Genomic DNA, 23935 nt, shown 5'->3' with positions numbered 1-23935 from the left:
GTTTGTTTTTTATTGTTAAATGTTAACTGATAAAAACTAAAAACCAATTCACTTGTTTAGCGAATTGGTTTTTTATAATGCAAATTTATTCAATACTTTTGAAAAGTCGACACGATCTCCGATTGTGGTTGGCTCAGGTTTTGCTAAATAACGTTTATCATTTTCCACTAACTTGAATATATTAAATGTTGTGAGGGCATCATCGAGTGCGCAATGGTGTTTGCCAGTACCTTCTTTACCATATTCTTGGACTGCTTTCCATAGACCTGTCTGATTTTGGTCTCCAAAAAAGCGTTTATACTCCATGGACAAATCCCGTTGTTTCCCTCTAAAAGGGAAAGTAATCCCAGCCTTTTGACAGTTATGACGAAGAACCTTCATATCCATGTTCCCCCAAGTGATGATTGTGCTTGTTGATTCTCTTTCATATTCAGATAGCTTAGTTACAAACTCAGAAAAACTGATGCCACAGTCAACTTGCTCTTGCGAAATATTTAAAAAGGATTTACACCGTTCTGTTAGTATATGGAATTTATTTGGTTTTACAAAAGAAGAATATTGATCGATAATCGTCTGATTTTTAACAAATACGAGACCTACTTCGATTATTTCGGGGTAAAATCCATGTGGGTTGCCTTTTCCCTCTGGCATGGTAAATTCAAAGTCAATAAATAAATATTGATGCTGATTATCCACAATTAAACCTCCTTTTTTATGTTTTATACACCGACTTTAAAAACCCACCTTAATTAGCAAGTACACTTCCATTGTTAAACGAACATCTTTTAATTATTATAGCATGATTCTAAGCATTTTTCAGAATATATTTATAATATATATACGTTTAAAGCTTTAAGAAAGTCCAATAATATTCTATACTATTTAGCAAAGCGAAATATCTGAACCTAAGAAGGTGTTATTTATTCAAACAGCACAGCGAAACTTAATCATTATGTGGTTAGCCAATTTCTTCGTTGCAGCAAGTGCCACAATGATTATGCCCTTTCTCTCTATTTACATCGAAACGTTTGGGGATTATGCAGACAGCTATGTACAAAGGTGGGCAGGTCTGGTTTTTGCTGCAACATTTGTGACGGCTTTTTTTATTTCACCATTATGGGGTCGATTCGGCGACCGTAATGGATATAAAAAAATTCTATTGATTACGGGAACTGGCATTGCTATTAGTATTTTTCTAATGGGATATGTAAACTCTGTCGAGCAATTATTTTTCTTACGACTCTTCATGGGCGCAGTTACTGGATTCATTCCAACCTCCCTTGCCCTAATTTCAGCACAAACACCGAAAGATATTGCAGGAAAAACGTTAGGAACACTTCAAATGGGAAATGTATCAGGAGCGTTATTTGGACCGTTGTTAGGTGGATTACTTGCAGATACTTTCGGATTCCAGTATACCTTTGTGATCACTGCAGTTGTAATATTAGGAGCAGTTGGACTAGTTGCGGTTGGGGTTAAAGAGGTACGTCAAAATGATAATAATACCACTGTCAAAAGGTATACTCGTAAAGAGGTTTTAGTCCATATTTTCAAGCATCCTGTTTTATTAACCATCATGTTTATCAGCATACTCATTCAGGTAGCAAATTTTAGTGTTCAGCCTTTACTTGCATTATATGTTACGCAGTTAACAGACAGTAGTAATATCGTATTTTTAGCTGGAATGGCATTTTCTGCAACAGGTTTTGGGAACTTGTTATGTACGAGACAATGGGGTAAATTGGGTGATCGATTTGGTCATGAGAAAATTTTAATATTTCTATTGCTAATTTCCTCTATCTTGTTTATTCCACAGGGACTAGTAACGGAACTATGGCATCTCGTACTTTGTCGGTTTTTATTCGGCATGGCCGTGGGGGGACTTATTCCATGTATGATTGCCTATATCCGCCAGGTTGCACCGCTTTCTATGCAAGGGGAAGTGCAAGGATATAATGTGAGCTTTCGTTTTCTAGGGAATGTGATTGGTCCTGTGTCAGGTGGGATCTTAAGTGGTTTTTTCGGAATCTCAACCGTCTTTTTTGTTACAAGTGGTCTCTTTTTAATTGGAGCTGCTATATTATGGCTAAGCGTTGTGAGGAATTCCGAAAATTCAACACAGCGTGCTGCTTGAACTAGAGAAGTTCAAATGAAGAAAACGTGCATTAGGATGAGATGGTTCCCTCTCATCCTTTTTGTTATTTCCGTTGTTCAATTCGAATATATTCACGTGGTTTGAATTTAGGATAGATGGGTGTTTGCTCAGGTTGTGAAGCATCGATCGTTTGAATTTGGAATTGATTCAAATTTTCTTCTTGTCCATCACCCATATATTCTCTTTTTGTTTGGTCATGGATCACCCATGCTATGGTAAACAAGAAGGCAAAGATAGCGATTGCCACTAGTCCTTTTTTCATATTCACGAAAACTCACCTCTTGCTACTAGCATTTATATAAAAGTAAAGTTTTATACAATCTATTTTTAAAAATTTTTTAGTATAAAAAGACGCATCTCTACTTATTTAATAACTACTGAAAATCTTGGTAACACTAGGAGTTGCAAGGCATGCAAGTTCAAATTAATTGTTATATACTCTAAAAAGAAAATGATTTAAGGGGGTACTATTTTGTCACTTGTACATTGGGCCATTTTATCACCATTTATAATGGCTATTTTCATTCCTTTCTTACGAAAGTATTTGCGTGGAATCCATACAGGTTGGTTCGTGCTAATTTTACCTGTTTTGCTATTCTCTTATTTCTTTCCGTTCATGAAGGAAACAATGAATGGAAATCCGATTATTCGTACTGCAGAATGGATGCCATCAATCGGAGTCAATTTTACGGCGTACATTGATGGTTTAGGACTATTGTTTGTCCTACTCATTACAGGTATCGGGGCCTTAGTTGTTCTCTATTCTATTTACTACTTATCGAAAGAAAAAGAATCATTACATAACTTTTATGTGTACCTACTCTGCTTCATGGGTGCCATGCTTGGAGTTGTTCTTTCAGATAACGTAATTGTGCTTTATACATTCTGGGAGATAACAAGCCTTTCATCATTTCTCTTAATTGGGTATTGGCATAATCGTGAAAAATCGCGATATGGTGCACAAAAATCGATGTTAATCACCGTTTTTGGTGGTTTGTCCATGTTAGCAGGATTTGTTTTATTATCTATCATGACCAATACATACAGTATTCGCGAAATGATTACTCAGGTAGATACCTTGCCAACAAATCCACTATTTCTTCCTGCAATGCTGTTAATTTTATTAGGTGCCTTTACTAAATCAGCACAGTTTCCATTCCATATTTGGTTACCAGATGCGATGGAAGCACCAACACCAGTAAGTGCGTATTTACACTCTGCGACAATGGTAAAAGCGGGAATCTATTTAGTAGCTCGGTTAAGTCCGATTTTTGCAGGTTCTAGCGAATGGTTTTGGATTATCTCTACATTCGGAATGATTACCTTGTTCTGGGGATCATTTAGCGCGGTGAAACAAACGGATTTAAAAGGTATCCTAGCGTTCTCAACTGTGAGTCAACTAGGAATGATTATGGCCTTGCTTGGTATCGGTTCAGCTGCACTTCACTATGAACATCTTGATACGAATATTTATTTAGCTGCAATTGTCGCTGCTATTTTCCACTTAATCAACCATGCAACATTCAAAGGAAGCTTATTTATGGTTGTTGGTATTGTGGACCATGAAACAGGCACCCGTGATATTCGCAAGCTAGGCGGATTGATGACCGTTATGCCGATTACCTTTACATTGGCTGTCATTGGTGCATTTTCAATGGCAGGATTGCCACCATTTAATGGTTTCCTAAGTAAAGAAGCCTTCTTTACAGCAATCGTAAATGCAACGTCACTGAACATATTTAACATGGAGACATTTGGAGTTCTTTTCCCAATCCTTGGTTGGATAGCTAGTGTTTTCACATTCATTTACAGTATGATTCTTGTATTTAAAACATTTACAGGAAAAGCCCAGTTTGAAAAGCTCGATAAAAAACCACATGAAGCTCCTATTGGGATGTTAATTTCACCTATTATTCTAGCTTCACTAGTTATTATTTTCGGGTTCTTTTCCAACATATTAGCACCGAGTGTCATTGAACCTGCTGTGGCATCTATCCTTCCAAGTTTACTTGATGGCGCTTCAAGCTATCATGTACATTTTGAGTATTTCCACGGATGGAATGCACCACTTTTCATGTCGATTGGAGTTGTACTATTAGGTACGATTTTGTTTCTCTCGCTTGCAAAATGGACAGGCATTTACAACATCTTTTCGAAACGTTTAACCCTAAACAACCTTTATGATAATGGACTTGTAACCATGGAGAGAACCGCTGCCAGATTAAATAACTTTTATATGACTGGTGTTATTCGTGATTATTTGGTCGTTATCTTCGCATTTTTTATCATTGCGATTGGAAGTGCGCTTATCTTAAAAAATGGGTTTGCTTTTGATTTAACACATGTTGCTCCTGTTCGACTTTATGAAACTGTACTAGCATTTGTTCTTATTGGGGGAGTTGCGACGACAATCTTTGCTAAGTCAAGACTTACAGCAATGATTGCACTTGGTGCCGTTGGATACACGGTTTCTTTATTCTTTGTATTATTCCGAGCACCTGATTTAGCTTTAACTCAACTTGTGATTGAAACTGTATCGGTTTCTTTATTCCTATTGTGTTTTTATCACTTACCAAAGTTACAGAAAAAAGAAAAGCCTATGCGTTTTCGTTTAACAAATCTCATCATTTCATTAGGAGTAGGAACAATCGTAACATTGCTAGCTATTTCCGCTAATAGTACAAGACTGGTTGATTCCATTTCGAGTTATTTCGTTGAGAATAGCTATAAAGAAGGCGGAGGCACAAATATGGTCAACGTCATCTTAGTAGATTTCCGTGGATTTGATACATTATTTGAAATCACTGTTCTTGGAATCGCAGCACTTGGTATATTCACAATGATTAAATTACGTTTAACAAGGAGGAAAGAAGGATGAAGACAAATGATTTAATTCTACAAACAGCTACCAAGATTGTTGTTTTCATTATTCTTACCTATTCCTTGAACCTCTTTTTTGCAGGTCATAATACTCCAGGAGGAGGATTTATCGGGGGACTGATCTCAGCTGCAGCAATCGTCCTTCTCCTTTTAGCTTTTGATATGAAAACAGTCAAAAAGGCATTGCCTTTCGACTTTAAAAAAGTAGCGGCACTTGGTTTATTAATCGCAACATTAACAGCGATGGGTTCATTTTTATTTGATGTACCCTTTCTATCACATACGTTTGGTTACTTTGATCTACCAATTTTCGGGGAAACTGAACTTGCTACTGCCGTATTATTTGATACCGGTGTTTATTTAGTTGTTGTAGGAGTAACCATGACCATTATTCAAACAATCGGGGAGGATGAATGATTCATGGAGATATTAATGGCTGTAGTCATCGGTATTCTGTTTACGGCTGCAACGTACCTGATGCTTTCAAAGAGTCTTATTCGGGTTATTATAGGGACAGGATTACTTAGTCATGGAGCCCACTTATTATTATTAACAATGGGTGGTTTAAAGAAGGGTGCTGCTCCTATTTTAGTTGAAGGTACGAAAACTTATGTTGATCCTCTTCCACAAGCCCTTATCTTAACAGCGATTGTCATTAGTTTTGGTGTGACATCGTTTATTCTGGTGCTCGCGTACCGCTCCTATCAAGAGCTTGGAACGGATAACATGGATAAATTGAGGGGAAATGATAGCGATGAATAATTTTGTAATCCTACCCATACTGATTCCTCTCTTGACGGGAATCATACTTATTTTTGTAAATAAATATACAAAAGCAGCAAGGGGAATAAGCTTACTATCTACCCTTCTAACTGTCGCCGTGTCATTGGCACTTGTTAATCAGGTATATCAGAATGGTATTCAAACCCTTAACCTCGGAGATTGGGACGCTCCTTTTGGTATTGTTTTAGTGGCAGACATGCTTGCATCATTACTTGTTACAACAGGTAGTATTGTAGTCTTAGCTTGTATCCTGTACTCTTTTAAGAATATTGGAAAAGAAAGAGAATCCTTTTATTACTATGCTGCTGTACAATTTCTAATGCTAGGAGTACTTGGAGCATTTTTAACAGGAGATCTTTTCAACTTATTCGTCTTTTTCGAGGTAATGCTAATGGCCTCTTATGTATTGATTGTTCATGGGGGGACAAGACCACAATTACGTGAATCATTTAAATACATCTTGGTGAACGTCATTTCATCTGCTCTATTCGTTATTGGCGTTGCTTATCTATATGCGGTAACTGGGACCGTAAATATGGCGGATTTATCCGCAAAAATAAGTGAGTTAGGTCAGCCAGGTATTGTTACGGTCATCTCCATTTTATTTTTAGTGGTATTTGGACTAAAAGGGGCTATCTTCCCATTATTCTTCTGGTTACCAGGTTCCTATAAAGCTCCACCAACTCCGATTACCGCTTTATTTGGAGCTTTATTAACAAAGGTGGGAGTATATTCCATTATTCGCACATTTACGATTATTTTCTATCACGATACTGGATTTACTCATACCTTAATCGGGATTCTAGCAGGATTTACGATTGTTGTTGGGGTAATTGGAGCAATTGCGTATTGGGATGTTAAACAAATTATCATTTACAATATTTTAACAGCGGTTGGAGTGATTTTAGTAGGTGTTGCCACATTAACACCAACATCCCTAACGGGTTCTATCTACTATTTAATTCACGATATGATTATTAAAGCGGCTCTTCTGCTTTTAGTCGGAGCCATGATTGTAATTACTGGTACAAGCAATCTAAAGAAAATGGGTGGTTTAATTAATCATCATCCTTACTTAGGCTGGATGTTTTTTATTGCAACCATATCACTTGCAGGAATTCCACCATTTAGTGGATTCATCGGGAAGCTACTAATCGTCCGAGGAAGCCTTGCTTCCGAGCATTATGCACTGGTTGCGGCAATTTTAATTTCAAGTCTTCTTGTCCTATTTTCGGTAATGAAGATATTCATTAACGGTTTCTGGGGTGAAGCAAAACTTAGGAAAGAAGAAGAAAAAGGTACAACAAAGGGATTGCTTTTTCCGATTACTCTTCTACTTTCACTCTCAATTGCACTTGGATTTGGCGCTGAATGGTTCTATCCGTATATCTCTCAAGCAGCACAAGATTTAACGGACCCATCCATTTATATCCAAGCTGTATTAAAGGAGTAGATATTATGTTGTTGCAATTAGTTTTAAATATTTTTATTGCTTTTGCGTGGATGTTTATCGCAAATTCATATGACTTTGGCTCTTTTTTTGGAGGATTTTTGATTGGTCTCCTTCTTATCTTTGTTTTACGTCGTTCTTTCTCACACCGCTTTTATCTGCATAATGTGTGGGCAGTAATAAAGTTAATCTTCATTTTCTTTAGAGAATTAATTCTTTCAAACTATGCGATTATGAAGGTAGTCGTAAAACCAAAACTTGATATCAAACCTGGAATATTTGCACTGCCAATCGAATTAGAAAAGGATTGGGAGATCCTTACACTCTCTAATCTCATTACATTAACACCTGGAACATTGGTCATGGATATTTCAGATGATAAAAAATTATTATATATTCATTCAATGGACCTTCAAGATGTAGATGCGGCTATTAGTTCAATCAAAAATACATTTGAAAAAGCAATTATGGAGGTGAGCCGGTAATGTTTGAGATTTTACTTTATATCGCCCTTGTATGCTTATCGGTTTCAACCATTGCTTATTTATACCGCGTGATAAAAGGACCTTCTATTCCAGACAAGGTCATTGCATTGGATGCAATTGGAGTCAATTTAGTCGGAATAACAGCGATTATTTCAGTTGTTCTTCGCTCCAATTCATTTCTTGAGGTTATTTTATTGATTGCCATCGTAGCTTTTGTGGGTACAATAGCCTTTTCGAAGTTTCTTGAGAAAGGAGTCGTAATTGAACATGACCGAGATGCTTAAAATCCTATTTGCAATAATTATCTTGTTCGGAGCACTATTAAGTGTATTAAGCGCAATCGGTATTGTTCGATTGCCTGATGTATACACAAGAAACCATGCTGTATCAAAAAGTGCGACTTTAGGAGTATTAGCGATCCTACTTGGAACGTTTTTATACTTTTGGGTGATTGAAGGGTATATGAATGCTAGAGTGATTTTAGGATTTGTCTTTCTCTTCTTGACATCTCCTGTAGCAGGCCATTTAATTAGCCGTGCCGCTTATCATTCGGGTGTTCCACTTTGGGAAAAAAGCTCACAAGATGACTTAAAAGACAAGGTACATCATGCAAAACAAAATGTAAGTCGATAATGAAAAGCGAGGACTATGAAAGTCCTCGCTTTTTTGGGCTATTAATCGATGATTCTTACTTCTTTAATTTCAAAATGGCCATCGTACAACGTGATACACATATGAGATTTTCTTCCTCATCAAAAATTTTAACGTCCCAAACCATGGTTGTTTTACCTCTATGTAGAGGAGTTCCAATTGCTTTTACAATGCCATCTTTTTTTGCACGAATATGATTTGCGTTAATTTCGAGGCCTGCACAACCTTCTGTTTGTTGATCAACTAGATTGTATGTACCGACACTTGCTACGGTTTCTGCTAACGCAACAGATGCCCCACCATGCAAAAGTCCAAAAGGCTGACGGGTCCGTTCATCAACTGGCATCGTTGCCGTCACCCGCTCGGGTGTCACTTCTTCAACATTAATTCCTAAAGTACTGATTAATGTATTCTCAACCATTCCTCTCGCCTCGCTCTTCGTTTATTTTCGAATACCTGTTAAAGTAATGGAAAGCAGTTTGTCATCATCTTCTCTTGGTTTCCCGCGTCCATCCCTGTTATTTGTAATTGTATAAAGTGTACTATCTTCTATGTATACATCTCTCATTCTGCTATTGATATCCATTATCGTTTCAATCTTACCAGTCTCAATATCATAACTTCTCACTTTTGATCCTCGTAAGGTTGCAATATATAGTTTCCCATTTGCAAAATCCATCCCAGATGGTGCCCATGTTTCTTCTCCTGTATGATAAAGTGGTGTAACCATATTCGGATGTGTCTCATCCCCTTCAATAATCGACCACCCGTAATTTTTACCAGGTTCAATCAAATTTATCTCATCATGTGCACTTTGTCCATGTTCCGTACTGAATAAAGTACCTTTTTCATCCCATACTAACCCTTGAGGGTTTCGATGACCATATGAAAAGATATACGAATCTGGAAATGGATTGTCTTTAGGGATGGAACCATCGAGATTCATTCTAAGAATTTTACCAGCCAAACTTGTTAATTGTTGAGAATGTTCTGGAAATCCTGTATCTCCCACAGTTACATAAAGCGTTTGGTCAGGACCAATTTTCATTCTACCACCGTTATGAATCCTTCCCCCTGGTATTCCATCAAGTAATACTGACTTCTCTTCCCATATAGAACCATATCGTTCTACAACGATTACGCGATTTAAAATTTCTCCATCTTCCATATATGTATGATACATATATGCTTGATTTGAGTTATTAGAGTCGGGTGAAAGCGTAAAGCCTAATAAGCCGCCTTCTCCTTCATGTACGATTTCTTTTTGTAGTTTTAACTCCTGAGGTGTTACATTTCCTGTCCGCTCCTCTATTTCCACTACGTTTCCACCACGTTCAGGTATGAGAAAAGTTTCGTCTGTTTTTGCAATCATCCATGGAATCATAAGGTTTGTTGCAATTATTGTCGGATCTGCACTAGTTTCTTCAACTTGCTTATCATGATCCTTTTCCTGAGAACAACCGACTATTATTAAAATCAAGAATAACAATGCTACTTTTTTCATCAATTACATCCTCTCAATGTGAAAGCTTACGTAATTTTCGAGTCCTTCTAACCTTTACAAATGTGTAGACTACCACCATGAAAACAGCTATCCCGATGGCAACATCATAGTATTTTATAAATGCAGCAATGAACTCTTCTCCAGCAAAGTAACCGACTGAATATATTAAAGTAACCCAAACTAAGATAGCTGTATAGAGAACCACTGCAAATTTTATAAAAGGAAATTTACTAAATCCGAATAATAAAGGAAATAAGATTCGAAAGCCAGGCACGAAATAGCAAAATGCCAAGGCAAACGTATTATATTTTTCAATGATAGACAATGCATGTTCAATTTTTCTTCTTGTTTTGTTTTGTTTATTCATTAGGTAAACCATCATTTGTCCTGCAAAACGCCCAATTAAATAGCTTGTTGTAACAGCTGTTAGAATTCCCATATATGTAACCAAGAAAATTTGCCAGGGGATGAAAAAATCCTCAGATGCAAAAAAACCGATGCTTGAAACAATCACTTCATTTGGGATAGGTATGACAAAGGCTCCCACCCACAGCCATAAATACAGCCCTATATAACCGTGTTCTTGAATAATTGATACTATTTCATTTATCTCCATCATATCCCTGCCTTATCAGGTTGATGTATTTTAATTTCAGAATACACTCCTACTATCTAGATACTTCCTTCTTTCTATTATAAGATTAAATGGATAATAATAGAATGTCTTAACTTCAATCAGTCAGGGTTAACCCCCAATGTCACATCGTGTGGCTCTTAATAAATCTGAACTTAATACGTCAAGGCGCATTTACTATTTGTAAGGGAGAGAGTATTGTGAACAAACCAATTGTGGTAATTACTGGCGCCTCTAGTGGATTTGGACTGCTAAGTACAATTGAATTTTTGAAAGAAGGCTACTTTGTTGTCGCGACAATGAGAGATCTACAAAAGTCAGAACATGTTTTACGTGAATTAAATGACGGTACCTTAGAAGAAAATCTATTATTTTCCAGATTAGATGTAACAAGCATAGAATCTTTGAATGAATTCAAAAAAACTTTACATAAGGTTGGTAGAATTGATGTTTTATTAAACAATGCTGGTTTTGCTACCGGAGGGTTCGCAGAAGAAATTTCATTACAAGAATATAAAGATCAATTTGAAACCAACTTTTTCGGGGTAATTGAAGTAACAAAGTTAGTCCTCCCTTTTATGAGACAACAAGGTTACGGTAAAATTCTGAATCTAAGCAGCATTAGCGGACAGATTGGATTCCCAGGTCTTTCCCCTTATGTTGCATCTAAACACGCCTTGGAGGGTTGGAGTGAATCGTTACAACTGGAGATAAGACCGTTTGGTATTGATGTAGCGCTCATTGAACCTGGTTCGTTTCAGACAAATATTTGGAGCAGTGGTAAAAAGATTGCTAAAAAATCAATGCTTTCAACTTCACCCTATCATGAAATGATGAAAAAAATTGAAAGTAGGCTTGAAAAGGGACAGGCATCGTACGGAGACCCACGTGAAGTTGCAAAACTTATAGTGGATCTTGCTGCAAAACCTTCATTACCAAAACTTCGCTATCCAGTTGGCAAAGGAACAAGATTGTCCATCCTCTTTAAAAATGTTCTTCCTTGGGGAATGTGGGAAGGAATGGTTTTAAAGTTACTAGGTACTAACAGTAGATAGGACTTATGTGCTTAATCAAATGCACCTTACTTCATAACAAACATATATTATAAGGGAATTTTGATAAGGGAGGTCTTCCGTTGTATTATCATCCGTTTGTCTATGGACATCAGGGACCACCAAGGACTGTATTGTATCCAGGATATTATTCTAACATAACCAGACATTCTGTATTCCCTGATCCTGGGGTATATTACCCAAATTCCTATTTCCGAAAGTTACCTGAAGTCGACCCGACACTATTTAAAGAATCAGCAGAAGAGATGAGAATTTTAATGAAGGATGCGAGCCTAATACTCTCAGCATTAGCTGATTCAATGGATTTTGCGAAACAGGTTATGGCTGCTGCACAAGCATCTAACGATCAAGAAGTAAATCGGTTACTAAAGTCAACCGGAATTCAATCGCAAGTTAAAACGACTTATAATCCTGATGGTTTACATCTTGAATTGGAAGCGAGTGTATCAGGATCGAAATCCAGTCAGTTAATCATTGCATTAAGATGGAGATAATGAATAACAGCAATTTGATGAACGGTGGTAAAAATTTGCCTATCGTTCTTTTTTTGATTTAAAGAATGGAATTTAACCTTTTTAGGACAAGATAAGTGAAACTTCCATTAGTGAGGCTCGACATCCCTCATGAATGGTTAGTTGAACTATCAAAACTTAACATGCTGTTAATCCCTCTTTTATACCTTACTCTTAAAATTGAAGAGGATTCTTAACGCCCGTTAAGTGTGCGACAGAAATACGAGGAGGTAAAATCAATGAAAAATAGAGATAAAGACGTACCAAAATCTACACTAAGTAAAGACGAACAGCTCGTGAATCAACTTGATCCTGAGCTCGACCTTCGTAATATAAATTTTGCAACTGGCGAAAATGAATACTTAACTGGAAGATATGATGATGTGATAAGTGACCACTGAACAAAAGGCATGGAGGTATTTCCAAAATGAAATCATTACCTTCATCTTTAATTCATCAAATACTAATCCTTAAAGAAAAAAATGGGGCTAAGTAGTGTGTGTGCCCCATTTACTATTCGGATTCATATGAAATTTCCTTTAATCTGTTATATGCTTCCACTTTGTCGAACGAAGAGTACCAACGGAAATTAGCTTCATCTAAAATTCGATAATGCTGACTAATGACATTTTGCTGTAGACGAAACTTACCTTTCCTCTGTAAATCTTTCCACCAAACTTTACCTCCCATCGTCCGTTCCTTTGCACGATCAATTCCGTTACGTCCAATAATTTCAATGATATCTAATGGATCTCCGCCTAATGCAGTTTGAATTATTTGACTATCCCGAAATAAGGCACAAACTGCTACGACAGTTGTCCAGCTTGCTTGAATTCGTCCTTTTTCAATTTGCACCAACGTTTTTTTCGAAATCCCCAATATCTCAGCCATTTTATCTTGGGTGTATCCCTTTTCATTTCTTATCAATTTCATTTTTTCTGAAATCATTCGTATGATTTGTTCCTTATCCATATATATCACCTTTAGAAGATTGCCATAAAAAAGTAAAAACCTTAGTGTAATTTTACACCAAGGTTTTAGAATATGCAATTCTTCGTGAACAAACCAATTGGAACTACGTATAACAGAAGTAGTTAGTAGATTAATTTTAACCCACTGATAAAAATAATAACCCCAATCGCCGTTTGCAGGGGTTTCATCGGGACTTTTGCAGAAAGTGAACTACCGATAATGACGCCAGGAATTGATCCACATAGTAAATTTGCTACTAATAGAAAGTCAACATTTCCAAAACCTACATGAAAAAAGCTGCTTACCGTAACTAAAATAAACGCATGTACGATGTCCGTTCCAACCAATTCTGAAGCTCGTAATTGATAAAACAATAACATGGCTAGAGCAAATAATGAACCAGAACCAACTGAGGTTAGACCAACTATGAAACCTAAAATAATTCCGATAAGAATGGTTCCTTTTCGTTTATCCTCTATAGGTTTCAAACTATAGGAGCTACTTGAAAAGTGAGTACTAAATAAAGTTTTAATTACCGTTGCAACAGCTACTATCATAAGTACATACCCAAGTGCATGCTTTACTATTTCTCCTTGCAAAAATTTATCTCCTCCTGCAAAATGCAATGTCATAACAGCTATAATTGCACTAGGAACACTACCTATTGCTAAGTATTTTACAAGTTTAAAATTAATCGTTTTCTGACGAAAATGCTGAACAGAACCAAATAATTTCGTAATAGAGTTATAAACAAAGTCCGTTCCAACTGCAATCAGAGGATTAATACCAATTAAGATTAAAAATGGGGTTAGTAATGCAGCTCCTCCTACACCTGTTAGTCCGACCAAAAAACCGACAAAAAGTCCCATTAATACAATTCCAATACTCATTTCCGACCGCTCCCAACATTTTCGGATATGGGCATTATATTTACAGGACATCCCTTTTGACACATTTTTTACATTGGACAATAGAATATTTTATAAAAATAATATCTTGTAAGTCTTCATGCCATCTTTAAAGAAAATCATATACCATTATTTTATCGATGTACGCTCATTCATATGACTGCACTTTTCATTTGTAAACTAAATAAATATTAATGTTGACATATGTAAATTCTTGATTTACTATTTTGTTAACCAAAAAATATCGGAGGTTAACTCAACATGACAGCATTATCGAAATCAAGAGTTCGGACAATTGAAATTACATATGTGGGAATGTTTGCCGCACTCATGGCAATTGGTGCAAATATTACTTCAATGGTACCTTTCTTACAGGTTGCTGGAATTCCTTTAACGATGCAAACCTTTTTTGCGGTATTAGCAGGACTGTTACTCGGAAGTCGTTTAGGTGCGATTTCTATGATCATCTACATGCTAATTGGAATTGCAGGAGCCCCTGTTTTTGCAGGTTTTTCAGCAGGCTTTGCACCCATTATCGGGAGTTCTGGTGGATTTATTCTATCTTTCATTCCAACCGCTTATTTTGCAGGAAAAATCGTTGAACATGCCAAGGGGAATCCAACCCTTAAAACATTTATGATAGCCTCATTTGTAGGTCTTTTCATGAACTATTTTATTGGAACAAATTACATGTACCTCGCTTTAAATGTTTGGCTTGAGATTGACATGAGTTACGGCGCTGCATGGGCTGTTATGGCTTGGTTTATTGTAAAGGACCTTGCTTTTACTGTTTTTGCGGCAGTTATTTCGCCTAGAATATATCGAACTGTAACAAAAAAGTCGATGAATCATACCATTACAAACGCATCCTAAGCTTTTTCAAACGATAATAATGGTTGGTTTTATTCTGGAATCAGTAAGATAACGGACTAATGTTAAAGAGAGAGTCTCCATGAGAAGGAAACTCTCTCTTCATTATTTTAAATCTTCAATTGAATCAATCTCAACATACTCAGGGACAACCAATCCATTCTTCGTTCCCTGTAGATTTTCTCCAAGGTCAATGAAGTCAGCCTTATAGGTGTTATAATATTCCATGTGTGTCGATGGTAGCCATGCCCCGACCATCCCATCAGCACTTCCATTAGCAACACCTGCGAACATTGGTCCTACTTCAACTTGACTCAATGTCACATCATAACCATGTTGCTGCAGAACTCTCCCTATTACATAGGTGCTAGCAATTTCTGTGTCCCAGGCAACGAATACAAGATTGATCGGCTCACCATTTCCTGACGCTGCACCACTTGTCCAGTTAGAAACTTTGTCAGGGTTAGCATCCACCCATTTTTTCGCCGCTTCCGATGGATCCATTCCATTCGTGACATCAACCATCACAGCCTCCATATCACTTGGTTCCCAAGAAAATTGATCGAGGATCGTGTATGCACCAGGTGCATCCTGCTCAAGACCTTTTCTTACGATGGTATGAATACTTTCCGATCCACCAAAAGCACCTTTTGGATCTTCGAGATATTTCAAATCAAAAGACGAGAACATCCAATGTGGTGACCATCCAGTAATGATAATCGGTTCCTGATTATTGTAGGCTTTCTGAAGTTCAGCCACCATTGCAGCTGAGGAACCTTCTCGTAAAACCCAGTCATCTAATTCGTACTCTTCAAGTGCTGTATTTGTCAATTCCATAATACCTGCACCTGGTTCTATTCCGATAATTTCATGATCCGTCTGGGCGCCAATCCCATCTGGATTCCCATTTAAAGGAGCTTTGTTTTCTGTAATCGCAACAAAAATGGCCGTACCTATTACAAGTATTGCAAAGATAGAAAAAACAATTTTAGGCTTAATCGCATGTCCATAGGCAGGCTTGCGTAAGTTTTGCGTGATACGGTCAAGAATGATAGCAATGAAGACAATCGACAATCCAGCTTCAAAGCCTTGTCCAACATCAATTTGACTAACCGCTCGATATACATCAGCCCCAAGTCCAGGTGCACCAACTAATGATGCCGTAACGACCATTGACAGGGCTAGCATAATACTTTGGTTAACTCCCGCCATAATCGTCGGTGCAGCCAATGGTAACTGAACTTTAAACAATTTTTGACTAGTTGTTGTACCAAATGCATTTGCTGCCTCAATTAAATCGGTAGGTACTCTCTGAATACCTAAGTTCGTCATCCGAATGGTTGGTGCAATAGCAAAAATAAAAGAGGCAATGATTCCTGGCACTACTCCTATCCCAAAAAATAATATAGCGGGGATTAAATAAACAAACGCTGGCATTGTTTGCATAAAGTCTAAAATAGGGGTAACAATGTTTTGAACTGTTTTTCTTTGGGCACACCATATTCCCAAAGGGATTCCAATAATAATCGTGAGTAATCCTGATAATAAAACAATGGCTATTGTTTGAATACTCGAATCCCAATACCCGAGATTATCAATCAAAAGCAGACTTATTAACGTAAAAATGCCTAATGGCCATCTGCTTGTATACGTAACTAAAAGAGTCAAGAGAAGAATTAGGATAACAGGAGGACCAATACTTAACACGTCCACTATTATATCCAATAAACCATCAATGACATTTGTTATAAAATTAAAGAAGCCAGCCCAAGCAACCGTTAACCATTCGACTAAAGAATCTACCCATTCTCCTAATGGAATTTTAGGAATACCCATTTATTTAGTCACTCTCCAATTCATTCAAAGAATCTTTATTTCCCGATAATGCAGCAATAACAGCCCCACGGATCACAATTCCTTTGAATCGATGTTCTTCATCGATCACAGATATCGGTAAATTTGATGTTGCGATTTCATCCATCAAATCGGTTAGTAATGTATCCTCCGAAACCGTTGGAATATCTGTTGTCATCGCTTCAGCAATTGTCTGCTTGTTCTCAATGGCTTGACGTGCTTGTTCAGCAGTAAGTGCTCCTAACAGCTTATTTTTACGGTCTACAATAAAAATACTAGAATATCCTTGGTTTCGCATAATCTCCAACGCAACCCTTGGACCTCGATCCACATTTATTTTTTCTCCTCGTTTCATCACGTGAGAAGCTGTAATCACCTTCGATAAATCTACATCTTCTACAAACTTCTCCACAAATTCATTTGCTGGACTTATCATAATTTCTTCAGGTGTTCCTAATTGAATCACACTTCCATCCTTCATTAAGGCAATTCGATCCCCAATTCTTAGGGCTTCATCTAAATCGTGAGTGATAAAAATGATGGTCTTTTTATACTGTTCTTGAATGGCAATTAATTCATCCTGCATATCTTTACGAATTAACGGGTCTAATGCACTAAACGCTTCGTCCATTAAAATAATATCGGTATCACTTGCCAGAGCCCTCGCAAGACCTACCCTTTGTTGCATCCCACCGCTCAATTGCGATGGGTATTGTTGTTCGTACCCTTTTAATCCGACTGCTTCTAGCGCATTCATTGCTTTTTCACGTCTTTCGTCAACCGCGACTTTTTTTATCTCAAGTCCAAATTCTGCGTTCTCTAATACCGTCTTATGGGGAAAAAGAGCAAAGTTCTGAAAAACCATGCTGATTCTATTTTGTCTAGTTTCTCGTAACCTTTTCGCATTCATCTTAACGATATCTTCATTTTTAATGAGGATTTCTCCAATTGTTGGATCAATTAACCTATTAAACATACGGATTAAGGTAGATTTCCCACTTCCAGATAAACCCATGATGACGAAGATTTCACTGGGGTATATTTTAAAGCTAACATTATTTACCCCAACCGTAAGTCCTGTTTCTTTTAAGATTTCTTTCTTCGATCTGCCTTGTTTCAATAAATCAATGGCAGCTTTAGGGGATTTCCCGAATATTTTCGAGACATTCCTTACTTCTACATATGGCTCCATCAGATCACCTCATATTTATATTTCTTAGGTCCGAGATAGTTTTCCCCATTTCCTATACACCTATGAAGGTTGCAGAGGAATGGGAAAGGAATAAAGAAAGACAAATCAAGTCGTAGAGCTTTCGCACCGAGGTGATATTCCAAAAAATGAAAAAAATGGATGGATTAAATAACAAAAAACAAGGTTCATCCTCTATAGGACGAACCTTGTTCAACTAAATGACTATAAGGGTACATACCCATGTTATCGATATTGATTATGAATGGGGATAAACAAATCTTCATTTGTTTGTCTAACAATTGAAAAGTTATCAACATTATAATGTCCGTGAAGAGTTTCATTGTGATGTTGAACAATTTGTTTTGCTGATAAAATTTTCGAGTCTGAAGTAGAATGACCATCTCCAACTAATGTTACATCAAAATGGTTAATTGTAGCTGTTCTAACAGCCGTATCAATACAGTGTTCTGTCTTACAACCCATTATTACCAAATGCTTGATTTTATTTTTGCTTAAATATTCTTGTAATGCTGTGCCGTAAAATGAATTTGTTGCAGCCTTATCAAATTTGACAGCACTGGATGGTACGTTAATATCTTTGTGTACTTGGAAACCTGGTCCTTCCCCAGTAGAAACATCTAAATCTCGTATAAAAATGATAGTAGCACTTGATTCTATCGCTTTATCAATGACCGTATTAATGTTGTTAATCAATTTTTCCTTTTCAAAAACTCCCAATTCTTCTTGATTACCTTCTATCAAATCCTGTTGAGCATCAATGATCAGTAGTGCTTGATTCAAATAATTTCCCCCTTCACCAGTCAAAAATTCCATATTTTTCATTCTATTTATATTTAACAATAAATATGTATATACCTTCTTTAACTCCAGAGTTTCTTGAGGTTAATATTGTTTTCATAATTATATTTTTCAAAAAAGGTTAGAACCAGTCTAATTGACACTCGAACATACGAATCAGATCGATTGTTATTTTTGAATCATAAGCACCACCCATATTGAATTAAGACAAAAATTACACAATAAAAAAAAGTATTATTTTCTCAAATTCAGAGAAAATAATACCCTTTTAACTATGATGATTGGAACAGAATGCACGAGACTCCTGCGGGTAAAGCGTGACACAGGGAGACCCCGCAGGAGCATAGCGATGAGCATCAACTTTAGAAAGAGACTTTTTCAGGTTTCAGTGCCCTCCGAATGTCGTAGCTCCAATTATTCTAAAGTCAACTCCCTACTAGAGGGCATTTTTATAAAAGAACGGCTGCAATCCATCCAAAAATAATGAGTGGAATATTATAGTGTAAAAACGTAGGTACACATGTATCCCAAATATGATTGTGCTGTCCGTCCACGTTCAGTCCAGCTGTTGGACCAAGCGTACTGTCTGAGGCAGGTGAACCTGCATCACCTAGAGCTGCAGCAGTACCAAAGATGGCAATTGTGGCCATCGGGCTAAAGCCTAGTTCCATACATAAAGGTACGAAAATCGTTGCGATAATTGGAATTGTCGAAAAAGATGACCCAATTCCCATTGTCACTAGTAGACCCACAATCAACATCATTATAGCCGCAAGAGATTGATTACCATTCATTAAGGCTGCTGACTGCTTTACAAGTTCCTCAACATCACCTGTTGCTTTAATCACAGCTGCAAAGCCAGAAGCTGTGATCATGACAAAACCAATGAATGCCATCATTTTCATTCCACCAGTTATCACTTCATCAGCTTGACTTACTTTCATAGATCCACTGAAATATAACACGGCAATTCCAGCTAATGCTCCAAAAATCATGCCATCTACATCAAACACCTGAGAAAGTGTTAACTGTACACCTAATGTACTGATTACAGCTAGAAGTGCAAATGTAAGACTCTTTTTTGTATATGTCGTTTTTTGTTCTGACTCCTTCGCGATTTGAAGATTTTGATATTTTCTTGGCTTACGATACGAAAAGAGGACTGCAATCAATAACCCTACTACCATACCAGCAGTCGGAATTATCATAGCTAATGGGATATCTCTTTTCGTTACTTCTAAACCACTTTCTGCCATGTATTGTTGTAAGAGACCTTGGAAAATCTCACCAAATCCAATTGGTAAAGCAATATACGGTGCTGTCAAACCAAATGTAATGACTGTAGCGATAAGTCGACGATCAATCTCAAGTTCGTTAAACACTTTTAGTAAAGGTGGAATTAAAATCGGAATAAATGCGATATGCACAGGTACAATGTTTTGTGATGATATTGAGATCGCTAAAATAATTAATAGGATCAAAACTTTCGAATAGGTTTTACGTTTACTGTCTCCTTGCTGGCCAACCATTTTTACCGCGAGGTCCACCATTGCATCAGGTAATCCTGTTCTTGAAATAGCTACTGCAAAGCTACCAAGTAGTGCATAGCTTAACGCTACAGTAGCATTGCCACCTAAGCCCTCAGTAAAGGATGAAACAGTAGTAGCCATGTCAAGGCCCCCTGTGAGTCCTCCAACTATTGCGCCCACTGCTAAAGCGACGACAACATTTATACGACATAAACTTAAAATCAGCATAACAAGAACGGCAATAACAACTGCATTCATGATGAAAACTCCTTCTATTTATTATTATTTTGCTTTAGTTTGCTAAATTGGTAGAGAACTAAATTACTAAATTACAATATCATACGATGTATTAGAACGTCAATGAATTTTTTCAAACGGGTGGGTTCAATGGTCATGTTAGCTAAAAAAACAGGCTCTATAATATTTGTTGGGGTTTAAACAAAATTTTGTGTGCATAAAAAAACACGCAAACTCCTCATTCTTTTATACTTGAATTGTCGAGAAACAAGTCTAAAGAATGGAGTTGCGTGTATATGGATTTTACCATGATTATTCCTGGATTAAAAGGGTCTATCCTAACCAATGTTGAAGAAGTGGGCGAAGTTATCCGCCTGTACGTTGAAATGGAGCGAAAAGTACATCGGTGCCCTAAATGTAATCAAAGGACGAGTAAAATTCATGACTATCGTATACAAAAAATTCAACACTTAAAGTGGTTTGAAAGAAAAACCCAAATCTTTTATAAGCGTAGACGATATGTCTGTGAATGTGGGAAACGTTTTTCAGAGAAAAATCCTTTTGTCATGCGTTATCAACGTACCTCAATAGAATGGAATCAAGCTATATCAATTAAAGCGATTAAAGGAAAAACATTTAAGGAAACAGCTGAAATCTACGGGTGTTCATCTTCAACCATTATACGTCGATTCGATCAAATTTCACGAAGTGAAATTCATCCGGTGGAAGAATTACCTACAGTTATAGCTATTGATGAATACAAGGGTGATACCCGCGAAGGGAAATACCAGTTAATCATTGCGAATGGGATAACAAAAGAACCGATTGATATTCTACCAAATCGTTATAAACGTACGATAAAAGACTACTTAAGAAAGCACGGATCTAGAGTGCAAATAGTCATAATGGATATGAATCATTCCTTTAAAGCAGCCGTTCAAGAGGCATTGGGTAAACCTGTTATTGTAGCTGATAGATTTCATTTTTGTCGTTACATCTATTGGGGGCTTGATGGAGTAAGACGTCGAGTACAAAACCAATTTCATGGCTACGACCGTAAAAAGTGTAAACGTATGAAACATGTCTTTCATAAAGACTGCCAACGCTTAACTAAGGATGAGAAATGGCATTTAAATCGTTACTTGGAGATGTCGAATGAACTCAAACAAGCATATGAAATTAAAGAGGCATATCGTACTTGGTTTTTACGTGCCAAAGAAAACGGAAAAAACAGTATCAGTTTGGTTAAAAAGGAATTGGAAGAACTATATAAGTTAATTGAGGATTCAAAGATACCTGAAATGATTAAAGCAATAAAGACCATACAAAATTGGCAAGTTGAAGTATTAAATAGCTTTGCCTATGAATATTCAAATGGGTTTTTAGAGGGAATTAATAATTCAACCAAAGTTCTAAAGAGAAATGCTTATGGATTTAGAGTTTTTGAACGCTTTAGGGCGAAGATTTTATTAACACACAAGTATAAAAGAATTGGGGTACATATTGGTTAACCGAGTTGGTGTGATTCTCCTCTATAAAAAATGATGAATGGTACCATCCATCATTTTTTATAGAGGCCACCAAGCGTAGCGCGGTAGCCTAAAACCCCAACATTTGATTTAGAACCAAAAAACAACACAAAATTTTGGCCAGATGCCTATAAGTATAAAGTTTTCTTTCCTAAGGGAGGATAGCTGCTTGCACAAGACGTGAATAATCTAATAAAATAATTATTAACAGACTGGATTTTTTCATTCTAGACAGTCAAAAAAAGCCTACCGATTAGGTAGACTTCCATACAAACTTAATTTTCTGTTGACTCTCCAAATCTCTCTACTAAAGTTGCTAGGGTACGAACCATTACTCCCGTTGCTCCAGCAGGTCCTAAGTTATGAGGAGACTTAGTTATCGAAGTTCCAGCGATATCTAGATGCACCCATGGAGTGTTTTCCGCAAATTCACCTAAGAAGGTGCCAGCGAATATCGCATGTCCATCACGTCCAGGTGAATTATTTAAATCCGCTACATCACTTTTACGCACACGTTTTTTATGATTTTCTGTAATTGGTAGACGCCAAATAGGTTCTCCAGCTTCCAATGATGCTTCTAATACTTCCTCGAAAAACGCTTCATTATTTGTCATTGCACCCGTAATATCATTTCCAAGAGCAACAATCACTCCACCAGTCAAGGTAGCAACATCGACAAGGTAAGAAGCTCCATGGAACTTAGCATAAGTAATTCCATCCGCTAAAGCCAGTCTTCCTTCCGCATCTGTGTTTAATATTTCAATTGTTTTGCCATTCATGGATGTCACGACATCATCTGGTTTAAACGCATTACCACTAATCATATTGTCAGTTGAAGGAATAACGGCTACCACATTTTTTTCAGGTCTTAATTCACCGATAATCTCCATTGCTCCTAATACAGCTGCAGCCCCCCCCATATCTGACTTCATGCCAACAATGCCATCTTTTGGTTTTATTGAATAACCGCCTGTATCAAAGGTAATTCCTTTTCCAACTAATCCTATAACATCTTCCCATTCATTTCGACCTTGATATTTCAGAACGATCATTTTGGGAGGCTCGACAGACCCCTTGTTTACAGCTAGTAGAGCACCCATTCCGAGCTTTTCCATATCCTCTTTTTCAAGGATTTCCACTTCAAAACCGTATTTCGTTCCAAGTTCTATTGCATAGTTTGCTAAATCAGTTGCAGTTAGCATGTTGCCAGGAAGATTCACTAAAGTTCTGGCAGAGTTTGTTCCTTGACCATATGCATACCCAACGGTAAGACTTGCCTGAATCTCTTCTACATCGCTATTTGTATAAACGATTACTTCTTCTATTCTCTTTTCAGGCTCATTTGGCTTTTGTTTATAATTTGCAAATTTATATGTTGATAAAGAAAGAGCTTCCCCAAACGCATGTGCGACATCTTGTTCGTCTAGTCCTTCTGTTACAAATGAATCAAGTTCGAGTGCGAAACTTTCTACTTTTGCTTCTGAAAGTGTTTTAACAGCTTTTCCAAAAGCTTCTCTTAGCGAATCGAAGGACTGTTTTCCACTACTCCCTAAACCAATAAAATAAATCCTTTTTATAGGTGCCTTACCTAGTGTATGTACTTTTGAAACAGTATGTAGCTTCGGTGAAATATCCCCTTCTTTTAACAACTCTGTTATGTAACCATCTAGTAAGGTATCAAGTTCTTTTGTAAGCCCAGTTGGCTTTTGATTTTTAGCATAGAGACCAATCAGTATGGCTTCATGAGAATCTTTTATATGTGTTTCGTTATTAACGATAAACATCTTTTGCACCTCCAGTTATTTTATTCTTTCATTATAAACTTCGAGGCGCTAAATTTCATCCTACATCCACTGTAGAAAAATTCATTTTGCAATAGTACTATTCATTCTTTTATA

At 37.0% G+C, this 23935-nt stretch carries 25 protein-coding genes; 13 read left to right on the top strand and 12 right to left on the bottom strand.

What is annotated here, in order from left to right; genetic code table 11:
- Positions 1-72 precede the first annotated feature (72 nt).
- Positions 73-696 carry a 3'-5' exonuclease KapD gene (kapD, locus tag ACWPVE_RS13565; protein ID WP_453994180.1) on the bottom strand — a complete coding sequence of 208 codons (624 nt, stop codon included), beginning with the start codon at positions 694-696 and terminating at the stop codon, positions 73-75.
- A 256-nt stretch (positions 697-952) separates the two neighbouring features.
- Here kapD and ACWPVE_RS13560 point away from each other — a divergent pair, with 256 nt between their 5' ends.
- Positions 953-2134, top strand: coding sequence for an MFS transporter (locus ACWPVE_RS13560; protein ID WP_453997534.1), 1182 nt, complete (start codon positions 953-955; stop codon positions 2132-2134).
- A gap of 64 nt (positions 2135-2198) precedes the next feature.
- Here the strand turns inward: ACWPVE_RS13560 and ACWPVE_RS13555 are convergent, their stop codons facing one another.
- Positions 2199-2423 carry a hypothetical protein gene (locus tag ACWPVE_RS13555; protein WP_453994178.1) on the bottom strand — a complete coding sequence of 75 codons (225 nt, stop codon included), beginning with the start codon at positions 2421-2423 and terminating at the stop codon, positions 2199-2201.
- A gap of 204 nt (positions 2424-2627) precedes the next feature.
- On the opposite strand from ACWPVE_RS13555, the gene ACWPVE_RS13550 reads away from it, so the two are divergent.
- The 7 genes from ACWPVE_RS13550 to mnhG are packed head-to-tail and all read left to right on the top strand — an operon-like array spanning position 2628 to position 8386.
- Positions 2628-5033, top strand: a complete 2406-nt coding sequence (locus ACWPVE_RS13550; RefSeq protein WP_453994176.1) for a Na+/H+ antiporter subunit A — start codon at positions 2628-2630, stop codon at positions 5031-5033.
- On the top strand, positions 5030-5452 hold the full coding sequence (locus tag ACWPVE_RS13545) for a Na(+)/H(+) antiporter subunit B (RefSeq protein ID WP_453994174.1): 423 nt from the start codon (positions 5030-5032) through the stop codon (positions 5450-5452). Before ACWPVE_RS13550 ends, ACWPVE_RS13545 begins: the two co-directional genes overlap by 4 nt.
- Before the next feature lie 3 nt (positions 5453-5455).
- Positions 5456-5797 (top strand): Na(+)/H(+) antiporter subunit C, encoded by a 342-nt coding sequence (locus ACWPVE_RS13540; RefSeq protein ID WP_453994172.1) that lies wholly within the window; start codon positions 5456-5458, stop codon positions 5795-5797.
- On the top strand, positions 5790-7271 hold the full coding sequence (locus ACWPVE_RS13535; protein ID WP_453994170.1) for a Na+/H+ antiporter subunit D: 1482 nt from the start codon (positions 5790-5792) through the stop codon (positions 7269-7271). Before ACWPVE_RS13540 ends, ACWPVE_RS13535 begins: the two co-directional genes overlap by 8 nt.
- Positions 7272-7276: 5 nt before the next feature.
- On the top strand, positions 7277-7753 hold the full coding sequence (locus ACWPVE_RS13530; protein ID WP_453994168.1) for a Na+/H+ antiporter subunit E: 477 nt from the start codon (positions 7277-7279) through the stop codon (positions 7751-7753).
- Positions 7753-8037, top strand: coding sequence for a Na(+)/H(+) antiporter subunit F1 (locus tag ACWPVE_RS13525; RefSeq protein WP_453994166.1), 285 nt, complete (start codon positions 7753-7755; stop codon positions 8035-8037). The genes ACWPVE_RS13530 and ACWPVE_RS13525 overlap by 1 nt, the downstream gene beginning before the upstream one ends.
- Positions 8021-8386: a monovalent cation/H(+) antiporter subunit G gene (gene mnhG, locus ACWPVE_RS13520; protein ID WP_453994164.1), complete on the top strand. Its 366-nt coding sequence runs from the start codon at positions 8021-8023 to the stop codon at positions 8384-8386. Before ACWPVE_RS13525 ends, mnhG begins: the two co-directional genes overlap by 17 nt.
- 55 nt (positions 8387-8441) lie before the next feature.
- On the opposite strand, the gene ACWPVE_RS13515 is transcribed toward mnhG, so the two are convergent.
- Genes ACWPVE_RS13515 through ACWPVE_RS13505 form a run of 3 tightly spaced genes read right to left on the bottom strand, consistent with a single transcriptional unit; the run spans position 8442 to position 10527 of the window.
- A complete protein-coding gene (locus ACWPVE_RS13515; RefSeq protein ID WP_453994162.1) occupies positions 8442-8825 on the bottom strand; it encodes a hotdog fold thioesterase in 384 nt (127 codons plus the stop codon).
- Between the two features lie 21 nt (positions 8826-8846).
- Positions 8847-9908: a PQQ-dependent sugar dehydrogenase gene (locus tag ACWPVE_RS13510; protein ID WP_453994160.1), complete on the bottom strand. Its 1062-nt coding sequence runs from the start codon at positions 9906-9908 to the stop codon at positions 8847-8849.
- A 13-nt stretch (positions 9909-9921) separates the two neighbouring features.
- Positions 9922-10527: a DedA family protein gene (locus ACWPVE_RS13505; protein WP_453994158.1), complete on the bottom strand. Its 606-nt coding sequence runs from the start codon at positions 10525-10527 to the stop codon at positions 9922-9924.
- A gap of 215 nt (positions 10528-10742) precedes the next feature.
- On the opposite strand from ACWPVE_RS13505, the gene ACWPVE_RS13500 reads away from it, so the two are divergent.
- From ACWPVE_RS13500 to ACWPVE_RS13490, 3 genes are all read left to right on the top strand, one after another.
- Entirely contained in the window at positions 10743-11597 is an 855-nt protein-coding gene (locus ACWPVE_RS13500; RefSeq protein WP_453994156.1) for an SDR family oxidoreductase, read from the top strand.
- A gap of 80 nt (positions 11598-11677) precedes the next feature.
- Positions 11678-12109, top strand: a complete 432-nt coding sequence (locus ACWPVE_RS13495; RefSeq protein ID WP_453994154.1) for a hypothetical protein — start codon at positions 11678-11680, stop codon at positions 12107-12109.
- Between the two features lie 257 nt (positions 12110-12366).
- On the top strand, positions 12367-12528 hold the full coding sequence (locus tag ACWPVE_RS13490) for a hypothetical protein (RefSeq protein WP_453994152.1): 162 nt from the start codon (positions 12367-12369) through the stop codon (positions 12526-12528).
- Positions 12529-12640: 112 nt separating this feature from the next.
- Here ACWPVE_RS13490 and ACWPVE_RS13485 read toward each other — a convergent pair whose 3' ends face one another.
- Positions 12641-13099: a helix-turn-helix transcriptional regulator gene (locus tag ACWPVE_RS13485; RefSeq protein WP_453994150.1), complete on the bottom strand. Its 459-nt coding sequence runs from the start codon at positions 13097-13099 to the stop codon at positions 12641-12643.
- Positions 13100-13221: 122 nt separating this feature from the next.
- Entirely contained in the window at positions 13222-13989 is a 768-nt protein-coding gene (locus ACWPVE_RS13480; protein WP_453994148.1) for a sulfite exporter TauE/SafE family protein, read from the bottom strand.
- Positions 13990-14268: 279 nt separating this feature from the next.
- On the opposite strand from ACWPVE_RS13480, the gene ACWPVE_RS13475 reads away from it, so the two are divergent.
- Entirely contained in the window at positions 14269-14880 is a 612-nt protein-coding gene (locus tag ACWPVE_RS13475; RefSeq protein ID WP_453994146.1) for a biotin transporter BioY, read from the top strand.
- A gap of 102 nt (positions 14881-14982) precedes the next feature.
- Here the strand turns inward: ACWPVE_RS13475 and ACWPVE_RS13470 are convergent, their stop codons facing one another.
- The 4 genes from ACWPVE_RS13470 to ACWPVE_RS13455 all read right to left on the bottom strand — a co-directional run bounded on the left by ACWPVE_RS13470 (position 14983) and on the right by ACWPVE_RS13455 (position 20529).
- On the bottom strand, positions 14983-16713 hold the full coding sequence (locus tag ACWPVE_RS13470) for a glycine betaine ABC transporter substrate-binding protein (RefSeq protein WP_453994144.1): 1731 nt from the start codon (positions 16711-16713) through the stop codon (positions 14983-14985).
- A 4-nt stretch (positions 16714-16717) separates the two neighbouring features.
- A complete protein-coding gene (locus tag ACWPVE_RS13465; protein ID WP_453994142.1) occupies positions 16718-17923 on the bottom strand; it encodes a quaternary amine ABC transporter ATP-binding protein in 1206 nt (401 codons plus the stop codon).
- 243 nt (positions 17924-18166) lie between these two features.
- On the bottom strand, positions 18167-18724 hold the full coding sequence (locus ACWPVE_RS13460) for an isochorismatase family protein (RefSeq protein WP_453994140.1): 558 nt from the start codon (positions 18722-18724) through the stop codon (positions 18167-18169).
- A 467-nt stretch (positions 18725-19191) separates the two neighbouring features.
- Positions 19192-20529, bottom strand: a complete 1338-nt coding sequence (locus ACWPVE_RS13455; RefSeq protein ID WP_453994138.1) for a Na+/H+ antiporter family protein — start codon at positions 20527-20529, stop codon at positions 19192-19194.
- A gap of 269 nt (positions 20530-20798) precedes the next feature.
- On the opposite strand from ACWPVE_RS13455, the gene ACWPVE_RS13450 reads away from it, so the two are divergent.
- On the top strand, positions 20799-22019 hold the full coding sequence (locus ACWPVE_RS13450) for an ISL3 family transposase (protein ID WP_453994136.1): 1221 nt from the start codon (positions 20799-20801) through the stop codon (positions 22017-22019).
- Positions 22020-22312: 293 nt separating this feature from the next.
- On the opposite strand, the gene ACWPVE_RS13445 is transcribed toward ACWPVE_RS13450, so the two are convergent.
- Positions 22313-23821, bottom strand: a complete 1509-nt coding sequence (locus ACWPVE_RS13445; protein WP_453994134.1) for a leucyl aminopeptidase — start codon at positions 23819-23821, stop codon at positions 22313-22315.
- Positions 23822-23935: the final 114 nt, after the last annotated feature.

This window comes from Bacillus nitroreducens, from assembly GCF_964021195.1.
This window is presented reverse-complemented; position numbering and strand designations above follow the sequence as displayed.

Bases quoted from the DNA above. Each gene is read 5' to 3' on its own strand.
- ACWPVE_RS13560 (WP_453997534.1), top strand. From the start codon at position 953: ATGTGGTTAGCCAATTTCTTCGTTGCAGCAAGTGCCACAATGATTATG.
- ACWPVE_RS13545 (WP_453994174.1), top strand. From the start codon at position 5,030: ATGAAGACAAATGATTTAATTCTACAAACAGCTACCAAGATTGTTGTT.
- ACWPVE_RS13540 (WP_453994172.1), top strand. From the start codon at position 5,456: ATGGAGATATTAATGGCTGTAGTCATCGGTATTCTGTTTACGGCTGCA.
- ACWPVE_RS13535 (WP_453994170.1), top strand. From the start codon at position 5,790: ATGAATAATTTTGTAATCCTACCCATACTGATTCCTCTCTTGACGGGA.
- ACWPVE_RS13530 (WP_453994168.1), top strand. From the start codon at position 7,277: ATGTTGTTGCAATTAGTTTTAAATATTTTTATTGCTTTTGCGTGGATG.
- ACWPVE_RS13525 (WP_453994166.1), top strand. From the start codon at position 7,753: ATGTTTGAGATTTTACTTTATATCGCCCTTGTATGCTTATCGGTTTCA.
- mnhG (WP_453994164.1), top strand. From the start codon at position 8,021: ATGACCGAGATGCTTAAAATCCTATTTGCAATAATTATCTTGTTCGGA.
- ACWPVE_RS13515 (WP_453994162.1), bottom strand. From the start codon at position 8,825: ATGGTTGAGAATACATTAATCAGTACTTTAGGAATTAATGTTGAAGAA.
- ACWPVE_RS13510 (WP_453994160.1), bottom strand. From the start codon at position 9,908: ATGAAAAAAGTAGCATTGTTATTCTTGATTTTAATAATAGTCGGTTGT.
- ACWPVE_RS13505 (WP_453994158.1), bottom strand. From the start codon at position 10,527: ATGATGGAGATAAATGAAATAGTATCAATTATTCAAGAACACGGTTAT.
- ACWPVE_RS13490 (WP_453994152.1), top strand. From the start codon at position 12,367: ATGAAAAATAGAGATAAAGACGTACCAAAATCTACACTAAGTAAAGAC.
- ACWPVE_RS13485 (WP_453994150.1), bottom strand. From the start codon at position 13,099: ATGGATAAGGAACAAATCATACGAATGATTTCAGAAAAAATGAAATTG.
- ACWPVE_RS13480 (WP_453994148.1), bottom strand. From the start codon at position 13,989: ATGAGTATTGGAATTGTATTAATGGGACTTTTTGTCGGTTTTTTGGTC.
- ACWPVE_RS13475 (WP_453994146.1), top strand. From the start codon at position 14,269: ATGACAGCATTATCGAAATCAAGAGTTCGGACAATTGAAATTACATAT.
- ACWPVE_RS13470 (WP_453994144.1), bottom strand. From the start codon at position 16,713: ATGGGTATTCCTAAAATTCCATTAGGAGAATGGGTAGATTCTTTAGTC.
- ACWPVE_RS13465 (WP_453994142.1), bottom strand. From the start codon at position 17,923: ATGGAGCCATATGTAGAAGTAAGGAATGTCTCGAAAATATTCGGGAAA.
- ACWPVE_RS13455 (WP_453994138.1), bottom strand. From the start codon at position 20,529: ATGAATGCAGTTGTTATTGCCGTTCTTGTTATGCTGATTTTAAGTTTA.
- ACWPVE_RS13445 (WP_453994134.1), bottom strand. From the start codon at position 23,821: ATGTTTATCGTTAATAACGAAACACATATAAAAGATTCTCATGAAGCC.